Here is a 21,331-nt window from a genome sequence, read left to right on the forward strand (position 1 = left end):
GCAGCGGGTCGCCTCAGTCGATCTGCTCGCCGCCGCGTCGCGCACGCGTCTGGTCGGCCCGAGCGGCGAGCTGGTCGTCTTCGGGATAGCCGACTTCGGTGAGCGTGAGACCTCTGGCAGCGAGCACCTTCACCTCCGGAACCCGCTCACCGCGGTCACGGATCGCCGCGAGATCGTCGACCGCGAGGCGCCCCTCGCCGACCGCGACGCATCCGCCCACGAGCGCGCGCACCATGCTGTGGCAGAACGCGTCGGCGCGCACCGCGGCGACCAGGACCCCGTCGTCGTCGCGATGCCACGCGAAGTCGAGCAGCGTGCGGATCGTCGTCGCCTCGGGGCGCGGCTTGCAGTACGCCGCGAAGTCGTGCAGTCCGCGCAGCGAGCGCGCCGCGGCATCCATCACGGCGGCATCCAGATCGGCGCGCACCGTCGTGGTGTCGTGACGGCGCAGCGGATCGTAGCCGGAGCGCCGGTCGGCCACGCGGTACTCGTAGCGCCGCCACACCGCCGAGAACCGCGCATCGAAGCCGTCGGGGGCGACGGAGGACGCCCTCACCGCGACATCGGAATACGCGCCGAGGGCCCCGCCGACGCGTCGGGCGAGCGCCGGCACCGGGGCGTCCGTCCCCCTGCGCGAGCCCAGCAGACGGGTGCGCTGCGCATCGTCGAGGTCGAGGTGGGCGACCTGGCCGACGGCATGGACTCCGGCATCCGTGCGCCCGGCGACCACCAGACGCGGCCGGCCACCCAGGATCCGCCCCAGGGCGTCCTCGAGCGTCCCCTGGACGGTGCGCAGGCCCGGCTGACGCGCCCAGCCACGGAAGTGCGTGCCGTCGTAGGCGATGTCGAGGCGGATGCGCACGACCACAGGCTAACCGGCCGGACGCACAGGTTCTTCGCCGATCCGAAACATGGTGTACATCGAACGCCGTTAGCGTCGACGCATGACGACACGCACGATGAAAGCGGTCATCCCCGCCGCCGGTCTCGGAACCCGCTTCCTCCCCGCGACCAAGGCGATGCCCAAGGAGATGCTCCCCGTCGTCGACAAGCCCGCGATCCAGTACGTGGTCGAAGAGGCGGTGGCGGCGGGCATCGACGACATCCTCATGATCATCGGCCGCAACAAGAACGCGCTCGCCAATCACTTCGACCGCGTGACCGAGCTCGAAGACACCCTGCATCGCAAGGGGGACCTCACCAAGCTCGAGCGCATCATGCAATCCAGCGCGATGGCCGACATCCACTTCGTCCGGCAGGGGGATCCCCGCGGCCTCGGGCACGCGGTGCTGCGCGCACGCAAGCACGTCGGAGGCGAGAGCTTCGCGGTGATGCTGGGCGACGACCTCATCGATGCCCGCGACGACCTGCTGACGACGATGATCGAGGTGTCCGACCGACGGCAGGCATCCGTCGTCGCCCTCATGGAGGTCGACCCCGAGTCGATCCACCTCTACGGCTGCGCCGCCGTCCAGCCGACCGACGATGCCGGCGTCGTCCGCATCACCTCCCTCGTCGAGAAGCCCTCTGCCGCCGATGCACCGAGCAACCTCGCCGTCATCGGACGCTACGTGCTGCGTCCGCAGATCTTCGACGTCCTCGAGAAGACGCCTCCGGGCAAGGGCGGAGAGATCCAGCTCACCGATGCCCTGCAGGTGCTGGCCGCCGATGAAGAGATCGCGGGGCCTGTGCTGGGTGTGGTCTTCGCCGGTCGCCGCTACGACACGGGCGATCGGCTGGACTACCTCAAGTCGACCGTGACCCTCGCCCTCGAGCGCGAGGACCTCGGTCCGGACTTCGCCGCGTGGCTGCGCACCCTTGCCGCCACGCTCTGACGGCGGAGGTCGCCGCACCGCACTGGTCGCATACCTGTGCGCGCTCGCACTGATCGCGCTGTGGCCGGCCCGGGTGGATCAGGGCGCCGACGCCCTGATCGCCGCCGTCACCGACGCGGTTCCCGCCCTCACCTACGACGTCGTCGAAATCGGCGCCAACGTGCTGCTGTTCGTGCCGTTCGGAGCGCTCGGAGCGACACTCGTGCGCAGTCGGCTCCTCGTCGTGCTGCTCGCCCTCGCGGCCTCGGTGGCGATGGAGGTGGTTCAGGCGCTCGCCCTGGAGGAGCGGACCGCCAGTGCGCACGACGTCCTGGCCAACGTGACCGGCGCATGCCTCGGACTCGTTCTCGCCGAAGCGATCGCCGACGCGCGCACCCGATCACGGCGATCAGCAGATCGGAGGCCCGTTCAGCGGGAGACGCGGTAGACTGTCGCGAATGACCGTGCGCCGATGCAGGTCATGCCGGCCGACGGATTCCCGACCGACTCGACCGAATCGACAGCGAGGAGTCTCGTGAGCGCGCACACCGCCTTCGACGGCATCGTCGTCGCACACGACTACCTCACTCAACACGGCGGGGCCGAGCGCGTCGCCCTGCAGCTCGCCGGTCAGCTCGATGCGACGACCATCCTCACCTCGGTCTTCCGTCCCGACCAGACCTTCACGCAGGCCGCGGACTTCGACGTCCGCGAGATCGAGTCCGCCCTGCTGCGACCGTTCGCCTCCGACCCGCGCAAAGCGCTGCCGTTCCTCGCACACGCCTGGTCGCACGTGCCGCCGGTGGAGGCCGACGCGGTCGTGTGCAGCAGCTCCGGATGGGCGCACGGACTGCCGGTCGCCGAGGGGACCTTCAAGGTCGTGTACTGCCACAATCCCGCCCGCTGGCTCTACCAGCGCGAGGACTACACGCGTGGCGCGTCCCTCGCGGTGCGCACCGCCCTCGCGGCGCTCTCTCCGAGCCTGCGCCGATGGGACGCGACCGCCGCGCTCAGTGCCGACGCATACCTGGCGAATTCGAGCGTGGTCGCCGACCGCATCCGTCGCGTGTACGGAATCGAGGCCCAGGTCGTCCATCCTCCGGTCTCGATCGACGCGGACGGCCCCCAGGAGGCGGTGGACGGTCTCGATGACGGGTTCTTCCTCACCGTCGCCCGACCTCGAGGCTACAAGGGCACCGAAGTGCTGCGCGAGGCCTTCCGGCGCATGCCCGATGAGCAGCTGGTCGTCGTCGGCGCCGCCGACCGCGACGGCCCCCCGAACGTGCGCGGCCTCGGCGAGGTCAGCGAATCCCAGCTGCGCTGGCTGTACGCGCATGCGCGGGCGCTCACATCCGTCTCGCATGAGGACTTCGGTCTGACCCCGCTGGAGGCCAACGCGTTCGGCACGCCGTCGCTCGTGCTGCGGGCCGGCGGATTCCTGGATTCGACCGACGAAGGCGTGTCGGGATCGTTCATCGCGGCCGATACGGTGACCGCCGTGGTCGACGCGGTGCGTGCGTTCCCGGTCTCGTGGAACCGTGACACCGTGAAGCGGCACGCCGGCCGGTTCTCGGCCGACGCCTTCGGCCGCCGGATGCGCGAGGTCATCGACCGACGCGGTCGCGTGGCCGGCGGCACCCGGGCGCTCCGGCGACGCGCCGTCGCCTGAGGTCAGCCGAGCACACGGCGGCCGTAGGGCAGCCGCGAGCCGATCGCGGACATCGCGAGACGCGCCTGCTCCACACGGTTCTCGCTCTCGCGCACGATCTCGCGCGCGACGACCGGATGCCCGCGCACGATCTCGTCGAGCACCGACACCGGCAGCACGACGACGTCGACCTCGCTCGCCGCGACGGCCTTGGAGATGGTCTGCGTGCGCGAGATCGCGGTGATCCCCACCGGGTCGTGGCGCCCGAGATCGGCGACATGGACGAACCCGTGGTCGTCGGTCGGGATGCCGAGGGTGACCGTGCCCGTCAGGATGAAGCGCGTCTCGCCGGGTACCATCCCCGGTCGCAGGATCGATTCGCCGGCGCAGTACCGTTCGAGCCACGCGTCACTGGCGAGCTGCTCGGCCTCGACCGGGTTCACGCTCAGGATGGGCGCGATCTGGCGCAGCGCATCCTGTAGTCGCCCGGCCGTGCGCCAGTCGTCGGTCGCGTCGCCGTCGAGGTGCAGCTCAGCACGGCGGGCGGCGTACCAGATGCGGGTCAGGAACGTGTCGACCGCCATGTCGTGGTCGGCCGGGCTGTGGAGCGGGATCGACACGCGGTACCGTGAGCCGCCGACGCTCGACGCCGTCGGCTCGCGCTTGCGCGAGATGAGCGGGATGTCGCGGGCGACGGTGACCATGAGCTCGCGCACGCGGCCCGGCGGGTCATCGGAGCCGAATCCGACCTCGGCGGTGGCCGCGTAGGGCTCGGGGTCGCGCGAGAGATTGACGAACTCGCCCCCTGCGAGCTGCGCCGTGGGCATCACGACGATGCCGCTGCCGGTGTCGAGGTGGATGGCCCGCCAGTTGACCTCGATGATCTGTCCGCGCGTGCCGCCGGTCTCGATCCAGTCGCCCAACTCGAACGGCGACTCGAAGATCAGGAACAGACCCGAGACCACCGACCCGACGGCGTTCTGAAGTGCCAGGCCCACGACGATCGATGTGACGCCCAGCGCGGCGAACACGCCGGCGACGTCGGCGCCCCACACCCAGTAGAACAGGAACGCGATCCCCATGATGATGAAGACGAACCGGATGAGGTCGCTGAAGATCGTGGGGAACCGGTCACGCCACGACCCCTTCTCGGCGCGGTGGAACACCAGGTGGTTGACGGCGTTGATCGTGACCACGATCACCAGCAGCCCGAAGATCGTCCAGATCACGCGGGGCCACGTGCCGCCGCCCTCCCATGCGCCCGGCTGGCTGATGAGCACGAGAACGCCGGCGACGGGCACGAGGTAGTTGCGCACCATCGCGACGATCGGGGCAGCACGACTGCCGCGGCGCACGAGCATGTTCGACAGCTCGGTGAGCCCGATCAGCACGAGCGGAAGTCCGATCGAGACGATCACGGCGGGCCAGAACCACGGCTGTGCGGCGAGATCGGCCATGGTTCACACCTCCCCGACGGTCGCCGCGGTCGCCACCCGCCACACGCGCTGCGGACCGCTCTGCGTCTCGAGGTCGCCCGCCGGCGCGACCGGCAGCGACTCGGGCAGGCGATCGGCGACCCGCTGCGTCAGGTAGATGCCCGGCTCGTGCGAGTCGCCCTGCACGCGGAACGCGAGGTTGACCGCGTCGCCCCACATGTCGTACACGACACGCGCGCGGCCGATGAGGCCGCTGGTCACCCGGCCCGAGTCGAGTCCGGCGCGGACGCTGAGATCGACGCCCTGCTGGGCCGAGTAGCGCTCGACGATCTCGTCGAGCTCGATCGCGAACTCGACGGCCCGGCGGGCGTTGTCGACGCGGGGTGTCACGAGTCCGCACGAGGCGAGATAGCTCTGCCTCGTGGAGCGCACCCGCTCGACACCGTGACGCTCCGCGGCCTCGTCGAAGCTGCGGATGAGGTCGTTGAGGCGCGCGAGGGCGTCGTCCGAGGTGAGCGACATCGCGAGCTCCTCGAAGCCGACGATGTCGGCGAAGACGACGGTGACGTCCTCGGCATCCTGCGTGATGGTGTCGTCGCCCTGCCGATAGCGATTGGCCATGCCCTCGGGCATGAAGGACAGGATGAGCTCCTCGTTCGCCCGCTCCTGCTCGGCGATCAGCTGCGACTTGGCCTGCAGGCTGCGGCTCATGTCGTTGAACGCGACGGCGACATCGGCGAGCTCGTCACTGGATCCGGCGTCCACCTGCACGCCCTCTTCGCCCGCGCCGATGCGCTGAGCCGCCGACTTGAGCCGGCGCAGGGGGCGGATGAACACCTGGGCGAGAACGAGCGAGAGCAGGCAGACGAAGATGATCATGCCCGCGGTCGACAGGATGAGGTTGCGCGTGAACTCCTCGACGGGGGTCAGCGCCTCGGCCGAGGTCTCCTGCGCGATGATCACCCAGTCGAGCCCGTCGACGCCGAGCGGCGCGTAGGCGGTCAGGCTGTCGCGGCCGAGGTAGTCTCGCGCGAGCATCGTGCCGTCCTCACCCGAGAGGGCGCGCGTCACGGCCTCCGAGGCGATGGCCTGCTGCAGCAGGGTGTCTCCGTTGCGCACGCTCAGCGCGGCGGACGCCGGCGAGAGCCCGGCCGCGACCGCCGCGCGCTCGTAGGCCTCGGGGTCGTCGATCAGGCCGCGCGAGATCGAACGCATCAGGCCGTCCGTGCCGACGAGGTAGGTCTCGCCGGTACTGCCGAGCCCATTCAGCTCCCACTCGCCGCCGACCGTCATGACCGCGTTGATGCGATCGATCGGAAGCTCGATCGCCAGCGCACCGATCACTTCGCCGCCATCGGCGATGAGCGTCACGGCCCACCCTGCGGGCGTGCCCAGGCTCGGGCTGTACGCGTCGAAGTCGGCGATCACGACGTCGCCGACGATGTTGCGGTCCATCGCCTCGCGGTACGCGCCCGCGAGATTCGACAGCCGGTACGGCCCGTCGAACAGGTTCGTGCCCAGGTCGACGCCTTTGAAGGCCGTGTACACGACGTTGCCGTCGGTGTCGAGCATGAGGATGTCCTCGAAGTCGGACACCTCGGTCAGCGTGCGGAAGTACGGGTGGTAGAGCGCGTGCGCGCGCGACCAGCCGCTGCCGTCGCCGGCATCCTCGTTCGCGATCGCCTGCTCCCAGTCGTCGTAGGGGAGCACGTAGTTGTACTGCAGATAGGCCTGCGCGGGATCGCGCGGCGCGAACGCGGCGCCCTCGACGTCCTCGCCGGTCGCCTCCGACAGAGCGACGGCGAAGTCGGTGCGGTAGTAGTCGTCGAGCGCGGCGGCGGTCTGCGCATCGACCGGCTGCGCCCCGAGTTCCTCGAAGCCGGCCGTGAAGGCGCGGGCCGCCTGCTTGCTCGTCTCGTTGATGGCCCCCAGCCGCACCGAGTTCTCGATCGTGCGGAACAGCTGCGCCATCTCGCGCGCGCGGTTCTCGCGGATCTCGGTGAGCTTCTCCTCGGCGATGATCTGCAGCGCCTGCGACCCGTTCAGGTAGCCGATGATCCCGACGACGATGCTCGAGAGAACGCTGACCGACAGCAGCATGATGAGAAGGATCGAGTAGATCGACAGCCCCGGACGCTGACGCGGCTGCGGCGTGCCCACCCAGGCCGACGCGGCTGCGGGCGTGGGCACCGCCGGCGTCGGCGACTCGGACACGCACTCCCCCTCCGTCGGCACGAACCGTGCGGGCACCCCAGAGACCCGGCGCTGCGCCGAGTTGGGGCAACAATAGCGCCGCGCCCGTCAGGGGGATAGAGCTTCCGAATGCCCGACAGATACACCCGCCCTCGGGAAGGCGATCGATGCCGACGTAGACTGTGCTGTCGCCCCGAGGGCGAACACGATGATGACCGCCACCTCCCTCTCAGCACCCACGGCCCCGGCCGCTCGCGATGCGCGGATGCCGGGCCTCGACGGACTGCGCGCGGTCGCGGTTCTCGTCGTTATCGTCTACCACGTGCTCCCCGGCGTCGGACTGTCGGGCGGGTTCATCGGCGTCGACGTGTTCTTCGTCATCAGCGGGTTCCTCATCACGACCCTGCTGATCCGCGAGCACGACCGCACGGGCCGGATCGGTCTGGTGGGGTTCTGGCGACGCCGCGCGCGCCGCCTGCTCCCCGCCCTGGTGCTGCTGATCACCGTGTGCGCGACGGCCGCGTGGCTGATCGGCGGCGACGTGCTCGTCGGGATCGGCCGTCAGGTGCTCGGCGCGGCGACCTTCAGCTACAACTGGGTGGCGATCGCCTCGGGGACCTCCTATTTCTCGGCGACCGAGTCCGAGCTGTTCCGCAACCTGTGGTCGCTCGCCGTGGAGGAGCAGTTCTACCTGCTGTGGCCCCTGCTCATCCCGTTGCTCTTCCTCGTCCCGCGCGCGTGGGCGCGCGTGGTCGTCGCCGCGTCCGCCGCCGCCGTGTCGGCAGGGTGGATGGCGGTGGTCGCGGCCGACGGCGACCCCACCCGGGCCTACTACGGAACGGGCACGCATGCGTTCGCGCTGCTCATCGGCGTCGCGCTCGCCTTCGGCGCCCGGCGGGTCCTCGAGGGCGGCGTGCTGCGCGGGCGGCGCACGGTCGGGATCCTCGGGTGGGCGGCGGTCGTCGGCATCCTGGTCATCGCCACGATCCCTCCCGGTGACACCGTGGCGACCTTCCCCGGCGCGATGCTCGCGGCGAGCCTCCTCACGGCCGTCGCGATCCTGGCCGGCATCTGGCCGGAGTCTTCGTTCGGCCGGCAGCTCGATCGCCCGCTGCGGTGGATCGGCGAGCGGTCGTACGGCCTGTACCTGTGGCATTGGCCGTTGCTCGTGCTGCTGGTCGCGGCGTTCGAGGGCACCACCCCCGAGTCGGGCGTCCCCGTGTGGACGGGCGTGCTCGTGCTCGCGCTCACCACGGCGGCGGCCACGGTGTCGTATCGCTACGTCGAGACCCCCATCCGGCGTGACGGCTTCCGCGCCACGGCACGACGGCTGCGCGATGGGCTCGCCGGCGGCTCGCGCACACGCGTGCGGACCCTGGGCGTGGCCGCGGCGACGGCCCTGCTGCTGGGCGGCACGTCGGCGGCGATCGCCCACGCGCCCATGCGCACCGACGCCGAGACGGTCGTTTCCGCGGGTGAGCGCGCGCTGCAGGATGCCGCCACGTCGACCGCGACCCCCGCGCCGTCGTCGTCCTCATCCGTGACGCCGTCACCCGCCGCCACCGCCACCGCGGCGCCCGGCCCTGCGCCGGGACCGGTGACGAACAAGACACGCCCGTCGCCCACCCCGACCACGGTGGCGGCCGACGGACGCTCGGTCAGCGCCGTCGGCGACTCGGTGATGCTCGCGGCGGTGCCCGCGCTGCTCGAGCGTCTTCCCGGCATCCGCATCGATGCGGCCGTGTCGCGGTCGACCTGGGCCGGTCCGCGGGTGCTCGAGGCGTTCCGGGCCGAGGGCGACCTGCGCCGCTTCGTCGTGATCGCGCTGGGTACCAACGGCCCCGTCGATCGCGGATCACTCGAGCGCATGGCGGCGATCGCCGGGCCCACGCGCGAGGTGATCCTCGTCAACGCCTACGCGCCGCGCGACTGGATCGCCGGTGTCAACGCCGATCTCGTGGCGTTCGCGCGCGAGCACGATCACGTGACCGTCGCGGACTGGTCCGGCGCCATCGCAGCTCGGCCCGAGCTGCTCGCCGCCGACCGCGTGCATCCCGGTGACGAAGCGGCACGGATCTTCGCCGACACCATCGCGGCGACCGTGCAGCAGATCGACCAACGCGCCGCGACCGAGCGCTACGAGCGAGAGCTCCGGGTGTACGAGGCGATCCAGGCCCACCCGCAGCCGATCGGCGAGTGACGCGCGGGAATCGTCACACGCGCGCGACCAGCGCCATCGCGCGCTCGGTCGCCTCGAATCCGAGACGACCGTAGAGACTGTTGGCACCCGTCGGGCTCTCGGTGTCGACGTCGAGCACCGCCTTGTCGAGTCCCGCGTCGCGCGCCGCGCGCAGCAGCGCGGTGATGACCGCGGGCGCGAGGCGCATGCCCCGGTGGTCGCGCACGACGCCGATCAGCTCGATGTACACGCTGGAGTAGCCCTGCATCTCCCAGTCGTCCTCGTTCACCGAGCCGAGGGCGAGCGCGACCACACGGTCACCGTCCACCGCGACGAAGGAGAGGTCGTCGCGGTGATGCGGGCCCTCGATCATCTTCGTCCAGCGGTCGGCGGGCGTCTCGAGACTGCCCCAGTGGTCGCGGAAGGCGTCGTTGCGGGCGAGCCGGGTCGACTCGCTCCATCGTCGCTCGAACGCGACGACGTCGATGCCGTCGGGAACGTCGATGCTCGGCGCCTCGAGTGCGAGATCGCGGACCATGCTCGAGAACCATCGTTCGAGTGCGAAACCCCGCCGCTCGGCGAGGCGCCGCCCCGCGGTATCGACCTCGTCGATGTAGACGAAGATCCCCGCGGGCACCGAGGCATCCATCGACGCGAGCCGCGACAGCGCGCTCTCGTGCTCCCAGCGCAGCACGTCTCGACCGATGCCGAGCCCGCGGACGTCGGGATGGACGCGACCCATCAGGTAGGTGTTGACATGCACGTCGCGCGACGGATGGATCATGACCACCCCGAGCGCGATCGCACGCCCGTCGCCGTCGAAGCCGACCCGCAGATCGCGCGCGGGGTCGATGTGCGCGGCATCGAAGAGATCCTCGATCTCGTCGCGGGGGGTCGCCCACGTGGGGTGGTCGACGGTGTCGGCCGCCACGATGAGCGCGTGGATCGCGTCGACGTCGTCGGCGGTCGGAGATCGCCAGGTCGCGACATCGGGATGCCGCGGCTCGGCCACGCTCGCGGGGGCGGTCACACGCTGCGACAGGGGCTGCTCGGTCACCCGACCAGCCTACGACCAGACCCGCGACGAGCGAGACCCCGCGGGTCCTCATCGGACACCGCGGGGTCTCGCTGGTGCAGGGGTGGCCGGTCGCCCGGCCGGACCGATTACTCGGCCTTCTCCTCCGCCTCGTCGGCGGAAGCATCCTCGGTCGCGTCCGCCTCGTCGGCGACGGCGTCCTCGGCCGCGGCCTCGGCGGCGGCGCCCTCCTCGGGCGACTCGGCGCCGGCGTCGACGGTCTCGTCGGTCGACTCCTCGGCGGGGGTCTCCTCGGCGGCGGGCTCGTCAGCGACGGGCGCCGCGGCGGTCTTCTTCGCCGACTTCGCCTTCGGGGTCACCGGCTCGAGCACGAGCTCGATCACGGCCATCGGGGCGTTGTCGCCCTTGCGGTTGCCGATCTTGGTGATGCGGGTGTAGCCGCCCTCACGCTCGGCGACCAGCGGTGCGATCTCGGTGAACAGGATGTGCACGACCTCCTTGTCGCCGATCACCGACTGCACGCGACGGCGGGCGTGCAGGTCTCCGCGCTTGGCGAAGGTGATGAGGCGCTCGGCGAGCGGACGCAGGCGCTTGGCCTTGGTCTCGGTCGTCTGGATCGACTTGTGCGTGAACAGCGCTGCGGCGAGGTTCGCGAGCAGCAGGCGTTCGTGGGCGGGGCCGCCTCCGAGGCGGGGACCCTTCGTGGGCTTGGGCATTGTCAGTTACTCCAGTGGGGGAAGTCGGTCGGGGCTCAGGCGTTCTCGTCGTCGTAGCCGCCGTAGAAGTGGGCGCCGTCGAAACCGGGCACCGAGTCCTTCAGCGACAGCCCGAGCGAGGTGAGCTTGTCGCGCACCTCGTCGACCGACTTCTGACCGAAGTTGCGGATGTTCATCAGCTGCGTCTCCGACAGGGCCACCAGCTCCGAAACGGTGTTGATGCCCTCGCGCTTGAGGCAGTTGTACGAGCGGACCGACAGGTCGAGGTCCTCGATCGGCATCGACAGCTCGTTCGACAGGACGGTCTCGACCGGCGCGGGGCCGATCTCGATGCCCTCGGCCTCGACGTTCAGCTCGCGGGCGAGGCCGAACAGCTCGGTGAGGGTGCGACCGGCCGACGCCACGGCGTCGCGCGGGTCGATCGAGGGCTTGGTCTCGACGTCCAGCACGAGCTTGTCGAAGTCGGTGCGCTCACCGGCGCGCGTCGCGTCCACGCGGTAGCTGACCTTGAGCACTGGCGAGTAGATCGAGTCGATCGGGATCTGGCCGGCCTCGGCGTACTCGTTGCGGTTCTGCGTCGCCGACACGTAGCCGCGACCGCGCTCGATGGTGAGCTCGAGTTCGAACTTCGCCTTGTCGTTGAGCGTCGCGATGACGAGGTCGGGGTTGTGCACCTCGACGCCGGCGGGCGCCGAGATGTCGGCCGCGGTGACCTCACCGGCGCCGGTCTTGCGCAGGTAGGCCGTGATCGGCTCGTCGCGCTCGCTCGAGACGACGAGCTGCTTGATGTTGAGGATGATCTCGGTGACATCCTCCTTCACGCCCTCGATCGTGCTGAACTCGTGCAGCACGTTCTCGATGCGGATGCTGGTCACTGCCGCGCCGGGGATCGACGACAGCAGGCTGCGACGCAGCGCGTTGCCGATCGTGTAGCCGAAGCCGGGCTCCAGCGGTTCGATGATGAACCGGCTGCGGAACTCCGAGATCTTCTCCTCGGTCAGAGTGGGACGCTGTGCGATGAGCACTATGTGTTCCTTTCGGTCACGTGCCCGCTATATGACACGTGCGGTGAGTGAAGGGTGTTGAGTTTTCGTCGGGGACGCCTCGGCGAGGCATCCGTCGTCGGATCTGTGGCCCGCTCGCGGGCGGCGGGATCCGCGGCCGGGTGCGCGGGGCACCCGGCGAGGCGGATCAGACGCGGCGGCGCTTCGGGGGGCGGCAGCCGTTGTGCGCCTGCGGGGTCACGTCCTGGATCGAACCCACCTCGAGGCCGGCGGCCTGCAGCGAGCGGATCGCCGTCTCGCGGCCCGAACCGGGGCCCTTCACGAAGACGTCGACCTTCTTGACGCCGTGCTCCTGCGCCTGGCGGGCGGCCGACTCGGCCGCCATGCCCGCGGCGTAGGGGGTCGACTTGCGCGAGCCCTTGAAGCCCACGCCACCCGACGATGCCCAGCTGATGACGGCGCCCGAGGGGTCGGTGATCGAGACGATCGTGTTGTTGAACGTCGACTTGATGTGGGCGTGGCCCAGCGCGATGTTCTTCTTCTCCTTGCGGCGGGGCTTGCGCGCCGCGGTCTTGGCCTGTGCCATGAGTGTTCTCCTCTAAACCTTCGGCGGCGCGATCAGCGCGCCTTCTTCTTGCCGGCCACGGTGCGCTTCGGGCCCTTGCGGGTGCGCGCGTTGGTCTTGGTGCGCTGACCGCGCACGGGAAGACCGCGGCGGTGGCGAAGGCCCTCGTAGGAGCCGATCTCGACCTTGCGGCGGATGTCGGCGGCCACCTCGCGGCGCAGGTCGCCCTCCACCTTGTAGGTCGCCTCGATGTTGTCGCGGAGTGCGATCAGCTGGTCGTCGCTGAGGTCCTTCACGCGGATGTTCTCGTCGATCCCGGTCGCGGCCAGGATCTCGGTCGAGCGGGTACGGCCGATGCCGTAGATGTAGGTCAGGGCGATGACCACGCGCTTGTCGCGCGGGATGTCGACGCCGGCGAGACGTGCCATGCGGCTCTCCTAGGAGTGTCGTGGAGGTGTGGAGCAGAATCGGTGCCCGGGCCTCCGACCCGAGGTGTCCCCCGCGTGAGCGGGTTCTGATCCTGCCGTTGTGTGATGTTGAGTTGTGGAGTCGGGTGCTGCCGGTCTCAGCCCTGGCGCTGCTTGTGGCGCGGGTTGGACTTGCAGATGACCATCACGCGACCGTTGCGGCGGATGACCTTGCAGTGGTCGCAGATGGGCTTGACGCTGGGGTTGACCTTCATGATGTTTCTCTCGCTGTCTTCGCCGGGCATCCGTTCTCGACTCACCGCGCACGTCGCGCGGCCTTCGATCACCGGATGGGGCGTTACTTCTCGACCGGTCTAGCGGTAGCGGTAGACGATGCGGCCACGGGTGAGGTCGTAGGGGCTGAGCTCCACGACCACGCGGTCCTCCGGGATGATGCGGATGTAGTTCTGCCGCATCTTGCCCGAGATCGTGGCGAGCACCTTGTGTCCGTTGGTGAGCTCAACACGGAACATCGCGTTGGGCAGCGCCTCGGAGATCACGCCTTCGATCTCGATGACCCCGTCTTTCTTCGCCATATACTCGCTATCGCTCGTGCAGACCGGTCGGTCTGCGGTGGATGGGATTCGGTGCCCGGACACGCCGATGCAGGCGCAAGGCACCAAAGATCAATGATACGTGATCGCGGACGTCCCGGCAACTCGCCCCTTCCGCGCTGTGGCGACTCCCCCACCGGGGCATCCTGCGGTGAGTGGTGCCGCGGATCCAGTCCTCCCTCTGCACGAGGCACCGATCGGCCTCGACCACCTCGATGCGGTGGCGCGCGACGGTGTGAAACACCGCGACCCGCGGAAGACGGCGGCGCGGCGCGTCACTCCCCGCCGAACAGCGACGCCAGGTCGGCCGGGTCGGGCAGCTCGGAGTTCGAGATCGCCTCGCCGTTGATCGCGATCGTCGGCGTCGCGATGCCGTCCAGGTCGGGCTGGATCGGGGTGTTCTCGGTCATGGCCTGCGCGAACTTGATGTAGGTGCCGTCGTTGATGCACCCGTCCACACCGGTCACACCGACGCTGCCGGCGATCTCGATGATCTGCTCGTCCGTGAGGCCGGTCGAGCCCTCGGCAGGCTGGTTGGCGAACATCGCCTGCATGAACGGAAGGGCTGCGTCGCCGTCCGCGGCCGCGACGCAGTACATGGCGCCCGCGGCGCGCGACGAGAACTCGGTGCCCTGCGACAGTCTGTCGAGGATCGAGATCGGGTGGATGCCGAGGGTGATGGTGCCGTCGTCGACGAGCTCTTCGATCGAGGCGCCGTAGATCTGCTCGAACTGGTTGCAGATGGGGCACATGAAGTCGATGTAGGTGTCCATCGACTGGTCGCCGTCGCCGACGAGGATCGCGCCCGTCTCGGTGTCGATGTTCGCTGCCTGGGGAGCATCGCCCGGACCGGTCGACGTGTCGTTCATCCACACCACGAGCGCGGCGACCAGCACGAGGGCGACCACGACCCCCACGCTGATCCAGATCGCGAACCAGTTCGTCTTGCGTCCCGAAGCCATCTCTCTCCCCTATCGCATCCGCACCGGCGTGACGCCGAAGGGCTCCAAGCCCGCGGCGCCGCCGTCGGGTGCGGTCAGCACCCAGATCCCGTCATCGTGCACGGCGACGCTGTGCTCCCAATGGGAGCCGGCTGTGCCATCGACCGTCGACACCGTCCAGCCGTCGTCCTCGACGAAGGTCGCGTCCGACCCCGCGACGACCATCGGCTCGATCGCGACGACCAGCCCGGGGCGCACCTCGGCGCCCCGATCGGGCGTGCGGTAGTTGAAGACGGACGGTGATTCGTGCATCTTGCGCCCGATCCCGTGCCCGACGTACTCGCGCAGGATGCCGTACCCACCCTCGGGCGCGTTCGCCTCGACGTGCTCCTGCACCGCCGCGCCGACCTCGCCCAGATGGGTCGCTCGGGACAGCGCGGCGATGCCGGCCCACAGCGACCCCTCGGTGACCTGCGAGAGACGTTCGCGCTCGGCGACGATCTCGGGTCGATCGGGATCGGGAAGCACGACCGAGAAGGCCGAGTCGCCGTTCCATCCGCGGTACTGTGCCCCGGCGTCGACCGAGATGATGTCGCCCGGCTGCAGCACGCGCTCACTCGGGATGCCGTGGACGACCTGCTCGTTCACCGACGCGCAGATGGTGTGGCGATACCCGCGCACCAGTTGGAAGTTGCTGACGGCGCCGCGTGCGGTGATGACCTCAGAGGCCACACGGTCGAGCTCGTCCGTCGCCACGCCGGGCGCGATGTGCTCACGCACGGCGGCGAGAGCGGCCGCGGTGATCAGACCGGGCTCCATCATCGCCCGCAGCTGTGCGGGCGACTTGTAGATCGAGCGGCGCAGACCCACCACGGGTCAGGCTGCGTCGGAGCCGCGCAGGCCGCGCGCCTCGAGGGCGGCGAAGATCTGCGCGGTGATCTCGTCGAGCGAGCCGACGCCGTCGATGCGGTCGACGATCCCCCGTGCGCGGTAGACGTCGAGGATCGGCGCGGTCTCGCGCTCGTAGATCGCCAGACGGTTCGCGATCACCTCTTCGGTGTCGTCGGAACGTCCCTGCTCCTTCGCCCGCAGCGTGATGCGCTCGATGCTCTCCTCGCGGGGCACGTCGAGTTCGATCACGGCGTCCAACTCGTCGCCGCGCGACGAGAGGAACTCATCGAGGTCGGAGACCTGGCCGAGGTTGCGCGGGTAGCCGTCGAGCAGGAAACCCTCGCGCGCGTCGTCCTGCGACAGCCGGTCGCGCACGACCTCGCCCGTCAGCGAGTCGGGCACGAGGTCGCCGGCGTCGATGATCGCCTTGACGCGCTGGCCGAGCGGCGTGCCGCCCTTCACGTTCTCGCGGAAGACGTCTCCGGTGGAGACGACCGGGATGCCGAGGTCCTCGGCGATGCGCACGCCCTGCGTGCCCTTGCCGGAGCCCTGCGGCCCCACGATCAGAAGCTTGGCGGAGTTCATCGAAGCAGCCCTTCGTAGTGGCGCTGCTGCAACTGCGCGTCGATCTGCTTCACGGTCTCGAGACCGACACCGACGATGATGAGGATCGACGCACCGCCGAACGGGAAGTTCTGGTTGGCGCCGACCGTGGCCAGCGCGATGAGCGGCAGCAGGGCGATGAGGCCCAGGTAGATCGACCCGGGCAGGGTGATGCGGGTGAGCACGTAGTCGAGGTACTCGGCGGTCGGCCGACCCGCACGGATGCCGGGGATGAAGCCACCGTACTTCTTCATGTTGTCGGCGACCTCGACGGGGTTGAACGTGATCGCGACGTAGAAGTAGGTGAACCCGACGATGAGAAGGAAGTACAGCGCCATGTAGAACGGGTGGTCCCCGCGCACCAGGTACTGCTGGATCCACGCGACCCACGCCGGTACTTCCTCGCCGGGCTGCGGCTGGTTGAACTGTGCGATGAGCGCCGGGATGTACAGCAGCGACGAGGCGAAGATGACGGGCACGACGCCGGCCATGTTGACCTTGATCGGGATGTAGGTGTTGGTTCCGCCGTACGTGCGTCGACCGACCATGCGCTTGGCGTACTGCACCGGGATCCGCCGTTGCGACTGTTCGACGAACACGACCAGCGCGACGACCACGATGCCCACCGCGAGCACGAGCAGGAAGGTCTCGAAGCCGCGCGACTGCCAGATCGCCCACATCGAGGCGGGGAACGCGGCGGCGATCGACACGAAGATCAGCAGCGACATGCCGTTGCCGATACCGCGCTCGGTGACCAGCTCGGCGAACCACATGATGAGGCCGGTACCGGCGGTCATCGTGACGATCATGAGCAGCTGCGCCCACCACACGTCGTTGGTCAGCAGGTTCTCGCACTCGGGAATGCCGGTGACGCCGAACAGCTGGCCGCTGCGGGCCACGGTGACCAGCGTGGTCGACTGCAGCAGGGCGAGCGCGATGGTGAGGTAGCGCGTGTACTGGGTCAGCTTGGACTGGCCCGCCTGGCCCTCCTTGTAGAGGGCCTCGAAGTGCGGGATGACCACGCGCAGCAGCTGGGTGATGATCGTCGCCGTGATGTACGGCATGACGCCCAGCGCGAAGATCGAGAGCTGGAGGAGCGCGCCACCCGAGAAGAGGTTGACCAGCGAGAGCAGGCCCTCGGTGCCGGCTGACTGGCGCAGACACGACTGCACGTTCGGGAAGTCGACGAACGGCGCCGGGATGTGGGCGCCCAGACGGTAGATGGCGATGATCGCCAGGGTGAACGCGATCTTCCGCCGCAGATCGGGTGTGCGGAAGACGCGTGCGATGGCGCTGAACAAGAGCTTTCCTCCAGGGGGGATGCCGGTGCGACGGGCGCACCGTCCACCAGCGTAGCCCAGCGGGGGCCGGAGAGATCTCCGGCCCCCGCTGATGCCACTACTTGACGGTGCCGCCTGCGGCGACGATCTTCTGCTCGGCGGAGCCCGAGACCTTGTCGACCGCCACGTTGAGCTTGACCGAGATGTCGCCGGTGCCGAGCACCTTGACCTTCTCGTTCTTGCGCACGGCACCCTTGGCGACCAGGTCGCTCACGGTGACGTCGCCGCCCTTCGGGTACAGCTCCGCGAGCTTGTCCAGGTTCACGACCTGGTACTCCACGCGGAACGGGTTCTTGAACCCGCGCAGCTTCGGGGTGCGCATGTGCAGCGGCATCTGCCCGCCCTCGAAGCCGGGGCGCACCTGGTAGCGCGCCTTGGTCCCCTTGGTGCCGCGGCCGGCGGTCTTGCCCTTGGAGCCCTCACCGCGACCCACGCGGGTCTTGGGGGTGTGGGCGCCGGGAACCGGACGCAGGTGGTGCACCTTGAGCACACCGGGGCGCGCAGCGTCGTCGGCCGGAGCCTTCTTCGCAGGGGCCTTCTTGGCGGGGGCCTTCTTGGCGGGGGCCTTCTTGGCCTCGCCCTCGGCGGGCTTGTCGGCCTTCGCCGCGGTCGCCTTCTTGGCCGGAGCCTTCTTCTCGGCGGTCGCCTTGGCGGCGGGTGCCTTCTTCTTGGGGGCCTCGGCCTCAGCCGCGGCGTCCTTCTTCTCAGCCTTGTCGGCCATCAGTCGATCTCCTCAACCTTCACGAGGTGGGCGACGGTGTTGACGTAGCCGCGCGTCTGCGCGTCGTCGGGGCGGACGACGGAGTCGCCGATCCGCTTCAGACCGAGCGAACGCAGCGTGTCGCGCTGGTTCTGCTTCTCGCTCACCTTGGACTTGACCTGGGTCACCTTCAGACGCGCGGCCATCACGCACCCACCTTCTGGGCAGCGGCGGCCTCGGCCTCGGCGCGCACCAGACGCGCGGGGGCCACCTGGTCGAACTCGAGACCGCGACGCGCGGCCACCGAGCGGGGCTCCTCGAGCTGCTTGAGCGCAGCGACGGTCGCGTGCACGATGTTGATCGTGTTCGACGAGCCGAGCGACTTCGACAGCACGTCGTGGATGCCGGCGCACTCGAGCACGGCGCGGACCGGACCACCCGCGATGACACCGGTACCGGCGGCGGCGGGACGCAGCAGCACGACGCCGGCGGCGGCCTCACCCTGCACGGGGTGCGGGATGGTCGAGCCCGAGCGCGGCACACGGAAGAAGTTGCGCTTGGCCTCTTCGACGCCCTTCGAGATCGCCAGCGGCACCTCGCGGGCCTTGCCGTAGCCGACACCGACCACGCCGTTGCCGTCACCCACGACCACGAGGGCCGTGAAGCTGAACCGGCGGCCGCCCTTGACGACCTTCGACACGCGGTTGATCGTCACGACGCGCTCGAGGAACTGGCTCTCGCTGCGGTCGCGACCGCCGCGGTCGTTGCGCTGGTTGCGCTCACGGCCACCGCGACGCGCCTCGCGCGGCTCGCGCTCGTTCTGCGCCTCGGCGGGAGCGTTCTGCGCCGCGGGAGCGGACTGCTCGGTGGTCACTTCGTTCTCCTTGTTCTCGGTCACAGGTTCAGACCCCCTTCGCGAGCGCCGTCGGCGATCGCAGCGACGCGGCCCGCGTAGCGGTTGCCGCCGCGGTCGAACACGGCGTCGGAGACGCCGGCGGCCTTCGCGCGCTCGGCGACGAGTTCGCCGACCTTGCGGGCCTTGGCGGTCTTGTCACCGTCGAGCGAACGCAGGTCGACCTCGAGGGTCGACGCGGATGCCACGGTGTGGCCCTTGCTGTCGTCGACCAGCTGCACGAACACGTGACGCGACGAGCGGGTCACGACCAGGCGCGGACGGTCGGTGGTGCCGACGACCTTCTTGCGAAGGCGGGCGTGGCGACGCGCACGGGCGTCGGACTTCGTCTTCACGGCCATGGTTACTTACCAGCCTTTCCGGCCTTGCGCCGCACGATCTCGCCGGCGTAGCGGACACCCTTGCCCTTGTAGGGCTCGGGCTTGCGGATCTTGCGGATGTTCGCAGCCGCCTCGCCGACGGCCTGCTTGTCGATGCCGCTCACGGTGACCTTGTTGTTGCCCTCGACCGTGAAGGTGATGCCGGCCGGCGGGTCGACGAGCACCGGGTGCGAGAAGCCGAGGGCGAACTCGACCGAGCTGCCCTTCTGCTGCACGCGGTAGCCCGTGCCGACGACCTCGAGGCCCTTGGAGTAGCCCTGGGTGACACCGATGATGTTGTTGTTGATGAGCGAGCGGGTCAGGCCGTGGAGCGACCGCGACTCGCGCTCGTCGTCAGGACGGGAGACCATGACCTGGCCCTCCTCGACCTTGACCTCGATGGGGCGCGCCACGGTGAGCGAAAGCTCACCCTTGGGGCCCTTGACGGCGACCGCCTGGCCGTCGACCGTGACGGTCACGCCGGCGGGGATGTCGATGGGAAGTCGTCCGATTCGCGACATGTCAGATCACCACACGTAGGCGAGGACTTCCCCACCCACGCCCTTCTGCTCGGCCTGACGGTCGGTGAGAAGACCGGAGGAGGTGGACAGGATGGCGACGCCGAGGCCACCGAGGACGGTGGGGATCTCGGTCGAGCGCGCGTAGACGCGCAGGCCGGGCTTGGAGACCCGCTTGATGCCGGCGATCGAGCGCTCGCGGTTCGGGCCGTACTTGAGCGTCAGCGTGAGCGTCTGGCCCACGCGGGCATCGGCAACCGACCAGTCGGCGATGTAGCCCTCCTGCTTGAGGATCTCGGCGATGTGCGTCTTCAGCTTCGAGCTCGGCAGCGACACCTGATCGTGGTGCGCCGAGTTCGCGTTGCGCAGACGGGTCAGCATGTCTGCGACCGGGTCTGTCATTGTCATGTGTGTGTTTCCTTCGTTCACCAGGTTTCGTACGTCGTTACACGACGGCCGACCTGTGGTGGTCCGATCGCGGCGCGATCGGGGTGTATCGGGTCAGGCCTGAGCGTCCACGCTGCGGAACGGGAAGCCGAGCGCGCGCAGCAGGGCGCGACCCTCGTCGTCCGTGTCGGCCGACGTCACGATGGTGATGTCGAACCCGCGCACGCGGTCGATCTTGTCCTGGTCGATCTCGTGGAACACGGACTGCTCCTGGAGACCGAACGTGTAGTTGCCGTGGCCGTCGAACTGCTTCGGCGACAGACCGCGGAAGTCGCGGATGCGCGGCAGCGCCAGGTTGATGAGACGGTCGAGGAATTCCCACGCGCGGTCGCCACGCAGGGTGACGTGCGCGCCGATCGCCTGTCCTTCGCGCAGCTTGAACTGCGCGATGGACTTGCGGGCCTTGGTGACGACCGGCTTCTGGCCGGTGATGCGGGTGAGGTCGTCGACCGCACCATCGATCACCTTGCTGTCGCGAGCAGCCTCGCCGACGCCGGTGTTGACCACGACCTTCACCAGGCCGGGGATCTGCATGACGTTGGTGTAGCCGAACTCGTCCTGCAGCTTCTGCTGGATCTCGCTCTTGTACTTCTGCTTCAGGCGGGGCTGGATCTTGCCAGCCTCCGCGGCAGTAACGGTGCTCATTCTCAGAGGTCCTTGCCTGACTTCTTGGCGTAGCGCACACGGACGGTGCGCTTCTCGCCGTCCTTGACCTGCTCCTCGACGCGATGGCCGACGCGGGTCGGCTTCTTGCTCGAGGGGTCGACCAGGGCGACGTTGGAGATGTGGATCGGGGCTTCCATCGTCTCGATGCCGCCCGTCTTGGTGCCGCGCTGGGACTGGCCCACGCGGTTGTGCTTGGTGACGTAGTTCACGCCCTCGACGATGACGCGGTTCTGCTCGGTAAGGACTTCGAGGACCTTGCCCTGCTTGCCGCGGTCGCCGCCGCGCTCGGGCTTGGGGCCCGAGATGACCTGAACCAGGTCGCCCTTCTTGATCTTGGCCAT

General features: G+C 69.3%; 26 protein-coding genes. 4 read left to right on the forward strand and 22 right to left on the reverse strand.

The genetic code is table 11. The features are described 5' to 3' along the window. Positions 1-13 precede the first annotated feature (13 nt). Entirely contained in the window at positions 14-862 is an 849-nt protein-coding gene (truA, locus tag ABD663_RS07670) for a tRNA pseudouridine(38-40) synthase TruA (RefSeq protein ID WP_344737390.1), read from the reverse strand. A gap of 82 nt (positions 863-944) precedes the next feature. Between truA and galU the strand changes: the two genes are divergently transcribed. The 3 genes from galU (at position 945) to ABD663_RS07685 (ending at position 3,483) form a co-directional block, all read left to right on the forward strand. Next, the gene (gene galU / locus ABD663_RS07675) at positions 945-1,835 is read left to right on the forward strand and encodes a UTP--glucose-1-phosphate uridylyltransferase GalU (protein WP_344737391.1); all 891 of its coding nucleotides are present in this window, start codon (positions 945-947) and stop codon (positions 1,833-1,835) included. After that, the gene (locus tag ABD663_RS07680; RefSeq protein WP_344737392.1) at positions 1,819-2,262 is read left to right on the forward strand and encodes a VanZ family protein; all 444 of its coding nucleotides are present in this window, start codon (positions 1,819-1,821) and stop codon (positions 2,260-2,262) included. Before galU ends, ABD663_RS07680 begins: the two co-directional genes overlap by 17 nt. A gap of 87 nt (positions 2,263-2,349) precedes the next feature. Beyond that, positions 2,350-3,483 (forward strand): glycosyltransferase, encoded by a 1,134-nt coding sequence (locus tag ABD663_RS07685; RefSeq protein WP_344737393.1) that lies wholly within the window; start codon positions 2,350-2,352, stop codon positions 3,481-3,483. Positions 3,484-3,485: 2 nt separating this feature from the next. On the opposite strand, the gene ABD663_RS07690 is transcribed toward ABD663_RS07685, so the two are convergent. Together ABD663_RS07690 and ABD663_RS07695 are read right to left on the reverse strand one after the other, a co-directional pair. Continuing rightward, positions 3,486-4,919 (reverse strand): mechanosensitive ion channel domain-containing protein, encoded by a 1,434-nt coding sequence (locus tag ABD663_RS07690; RefSeq protein WP_344737394.1) that lies wholly within the window; start codon positions 4,917-4,919, stop codon positions 3,486-3,488. A gap of 3 nt (positions 4,920-4,922) precedes the next feature. Next, entirely contained in the window at positions 4,923-7,112 is a 2,190-nt protein-coding gene (locus ABD663_RS07695; RefSeq protein WP_344737395.1) for an adenylate/guanylate cyclase domain-containing protein, read from the reverse strand. Positions 7,113-7,302: 190 nt separating this feature from the next. Between ABD663_RS07695 and ABD663_RS07700 the strand changes: the two genes are divergently transcribed. Further along, entirely contained in the window at positions 7,303-9,291 is a 1,989-nt protein-coding gene (locus ABD663_RS07700) for an acyltransferase family protein (protein ID WP_344737396.1), read from the forward strand. A gap of 13 nt (positions 9,292-9,304) precedes the next feature. On the opposite strand, the gene ABD663_RS07705 is transcribed toward ABD663_RS07700, so the two are convergent. The 19 genes from ABD663_RS07705 to rplX all read right to left on the reverse strand — a co-directional run bounded on the left by ABD663_RS07705 (position 9,305) and on the right by rplX (position 21,331). Beyond that, positions 9,305-10,327 carry a GNAT family N-acetyltransferase gene (locus tag ABD663_RS07705; RefSeq protein ID WP_344737397.1) on the reverse strand — a complete coding sequence of 341 codons (1,023 nt, stop codon included), beginning with the start codon at positions 10,325-10,327 and terminating at the stop codon, positions 9,305-9,307. 107 nt (positions 10,328-10,434) lie between these two features. Beyond that, positions 10,435-11,022 (reverse strand): 50S ribosomal protein L17, encoded by a 588-nt coding sequence (gene rplQ / locus ABD663_RS07710; protein WP_344737398.1) that lies wholly within the window; start codon positions 11,020-11,022, stop codon positions 10,435-10,437. A 35-nt stretch (positions 11,023-11,057) separates the two neighbouring features. Then, positions 11,058-12,047, reverse strand: coding sequence for a DNA-directed RNA polymerase subunit alpha (locus tag ABD663_RS07715; RefSeq protein ID WP_344737399.1), 990 nt, complete (start codon positions 12,045-12,047; stop codon positions 11,058-11,060). Between the two features lie 166 nt (positions 12,048-12,213). Beyond that, positions 12,214-12,612 (reverse strand): 30S ribosomal protein S11, encoded by a 399-nt coding sequence (gene rpsK, locus ABD663_RS07720; RefSeq protein WP_076682961.1) that lies wholly within the window; start codon positions 12,610-12,612, stop codon positions 12,214-12,216. Between the two features lie 32 nt (positions 12,613-12,644). Further along, entirely contained in the window at positions 12,645-13,019 is a 375-nt protein-coding gene (rpsM, locus tag ABD663_RS07725; RefSeq protein ID WP_344737400.1) for a 30S ribosomal protein S13, read from the reverse strand. 137 nt (positions 13,020-13,156) lie between these two features. Then, on the reverse strand, positions 13,157-13,273 hold the full coding sequence (rpmJ, locus tag ABD663_RS07730) for a 50S ribosomal protein L36 (RefSeq protein ID WP_055821300.1): 117 nt from the start codon (positions 13,271-13,273) through the stop codon (positions 13,157-13,159). Between the two features lie 99 nt (positions 13,274-13,372). Further along, positions 13,373-13,594: a translation initiation factor IF-1 gene (infA, locus tag ABD663_RS07735; protein WP_028496510.1), complete on the reverse strand. Its 222-nt coding sequence runs from the start codon at positions 13,592-13,594 to the stop codon at positions 13,373-13,375. A 293-nt stretch (positions 13,595-13,887) separates the two neighbouring features. After that, positions 13,888-14,574 (reverse strand): DsbA family protein, encoded by a 687-nt coding sequence (locus ABD663_RS07740; protein WP_344737401.1) that lies wholly within the window; start codon positions 14,572-14,574, stop codon positions 13,888-13,890. Positions 14,575-14,583: 9 nt separating this feature from the next. Then, complete coding sequence (gene map, locus ABD663_RS07745; RefSeq protein WP_344737402.1) at positions 14,584-15,423, reverse strand: type I methionyl aminopeptidase; 840 nt, start codon at positions 15,421-15,423, stop codon at positions 14,584-14,586. Positions 15,424-15,429: 6 nt separating this feature from the next. Then, positions 15,430-16,029: an adenylate kinase gene (locus ABD663_RS07750; protein ID WP_344737403.1), complete on the reverse strand. Its 600-nt coding sequence runs from the start codon at positions 16,027-16,029 to the stop codon at positions 15,430-15,432. Further along, positions 16,026-17,348, reverse strand: a complete 1,323-nt coding sequence (gene secY, locus ABD663_RS07755) for a preprotein translocase subunit SecY (RefSeq protein ID WP_344737404.1) — start codon at positions 17,346-17,348, stop codon at positions 16,026-16,028. The genes ABD663_RS07750 and secY overlap by 4 nt, the downstream gene beginning before the upstream one ends. Before the next feature lie 97 nt (positions 17,349-17,445). After that, on the reverse strand, positions 17,446-18,108 hold the full coding sequence (gene rplO, locus ABD663_RS07760) for a 50S ribosomal protein L15 (RefSeq protein WP_344737405.1): 663 nt from the start codon (positions 18,106-18,108) through the stop codon (positions 17,446-17,448). Next, positions 18,108-18,293: a 50S ribosomal protein L30 gene (gene rpmD, locus ABD663_RS07765; RefSeq protein WP_344737406.1), complete on the reverse strand. Its 186-nt coding sequence runs from the start codon at positions 18,291-18,293 to the stop codon at positions 18,108-18,110. The genes rplO and rpmD overlap by 1 nt, the downstream gene beginning before the upstream one ends. Next, complete coding sequence (gene rpsE / locus ABD663_RS07770) at positions 18,293-18,985, reverse strand: 30S ribosomal protein S5 (RefSeq protein ID WP_344737407.1); 693 nt, start codon at positions 18,983-18,985, stop codon at positions 18,293-18,295. The genes rpmD and rpsE overlap by 1 nt, the downstream gene beginning before the upstream one ends. Further along, complete coding sequence (gene rplR / locus ABD663_RS07775; RefSeq protein WP_344737408.1) at positions 18,982-19,341, reverse strand: 50S ribosomal protein L18; 360 nt, start codon at positions 19,339-19,341, stop codon at positions 18,982-18,984. The genes rpsE and rplR overlap by 4 nt, the downstream gene beginning before the upstream one ends. 2 nt (positions 19,342-19,343) lie before the next feature. Further along, complete coding sequence (gene rplF / locus ABD663_RS07780) at positions 19,344-19,880, reverse strand: 50S ribosomal protein L6 (protein ID WP_344737409.1); 537 nt, start codon at positions 19,878-19,880, stop codon at positions 19,344-19,346. 6 nt (positions 19,881-19,886) lie between these two features. Continuing rightward, the gene (rpsH, locus tag ABD663_RS07785; RefSeq protein ID WP_344737410.1) at positions 19,887-20,285 is read right to left on the reverse strand and encodes a 30S ribosomal protein S8; all 399 of its coding nucleotides are present in this window, start codon (positions 20,283-20,285) and stop codon (positions 19,887-19,889) included. 93 nt (positions 20,286-20,378) lie between these two features. Next, the gene (gene rplE, locus ABD663_RS07790) at positions 20,379-20,969 is read right to left on the reverse strand and encodes a 50S ribosomal protein L5 (RefSeq protein WP_344737411.1); all 591 of its coding nucleotides are present in this window, start codon (positions 20,967-20,969) and stop codon (positions 20,379-20,381) included. Positions 20,970-20,971: 2 nt separating this feature from the next. Beyond that, positions 20,972-21,331, reverse strand: coding sequence for a 50S ribosomal protein L24 (rplX, locus tag ABD663_RS07795; protein WP_344737412.1), 360 nt, complete (start codon positions 21,329-21,331; stop codon positions 20,972-20,974).

The sequence above is a fragment of the Microbacterium awajiense genome (assembly GCF_039536545.1).
GTDB lineage: Bacteria > Actinomycetota > Actinomycetes > Actinomycetales > Microbacteriaceae > Microbacterium > Microbacterium awajiense.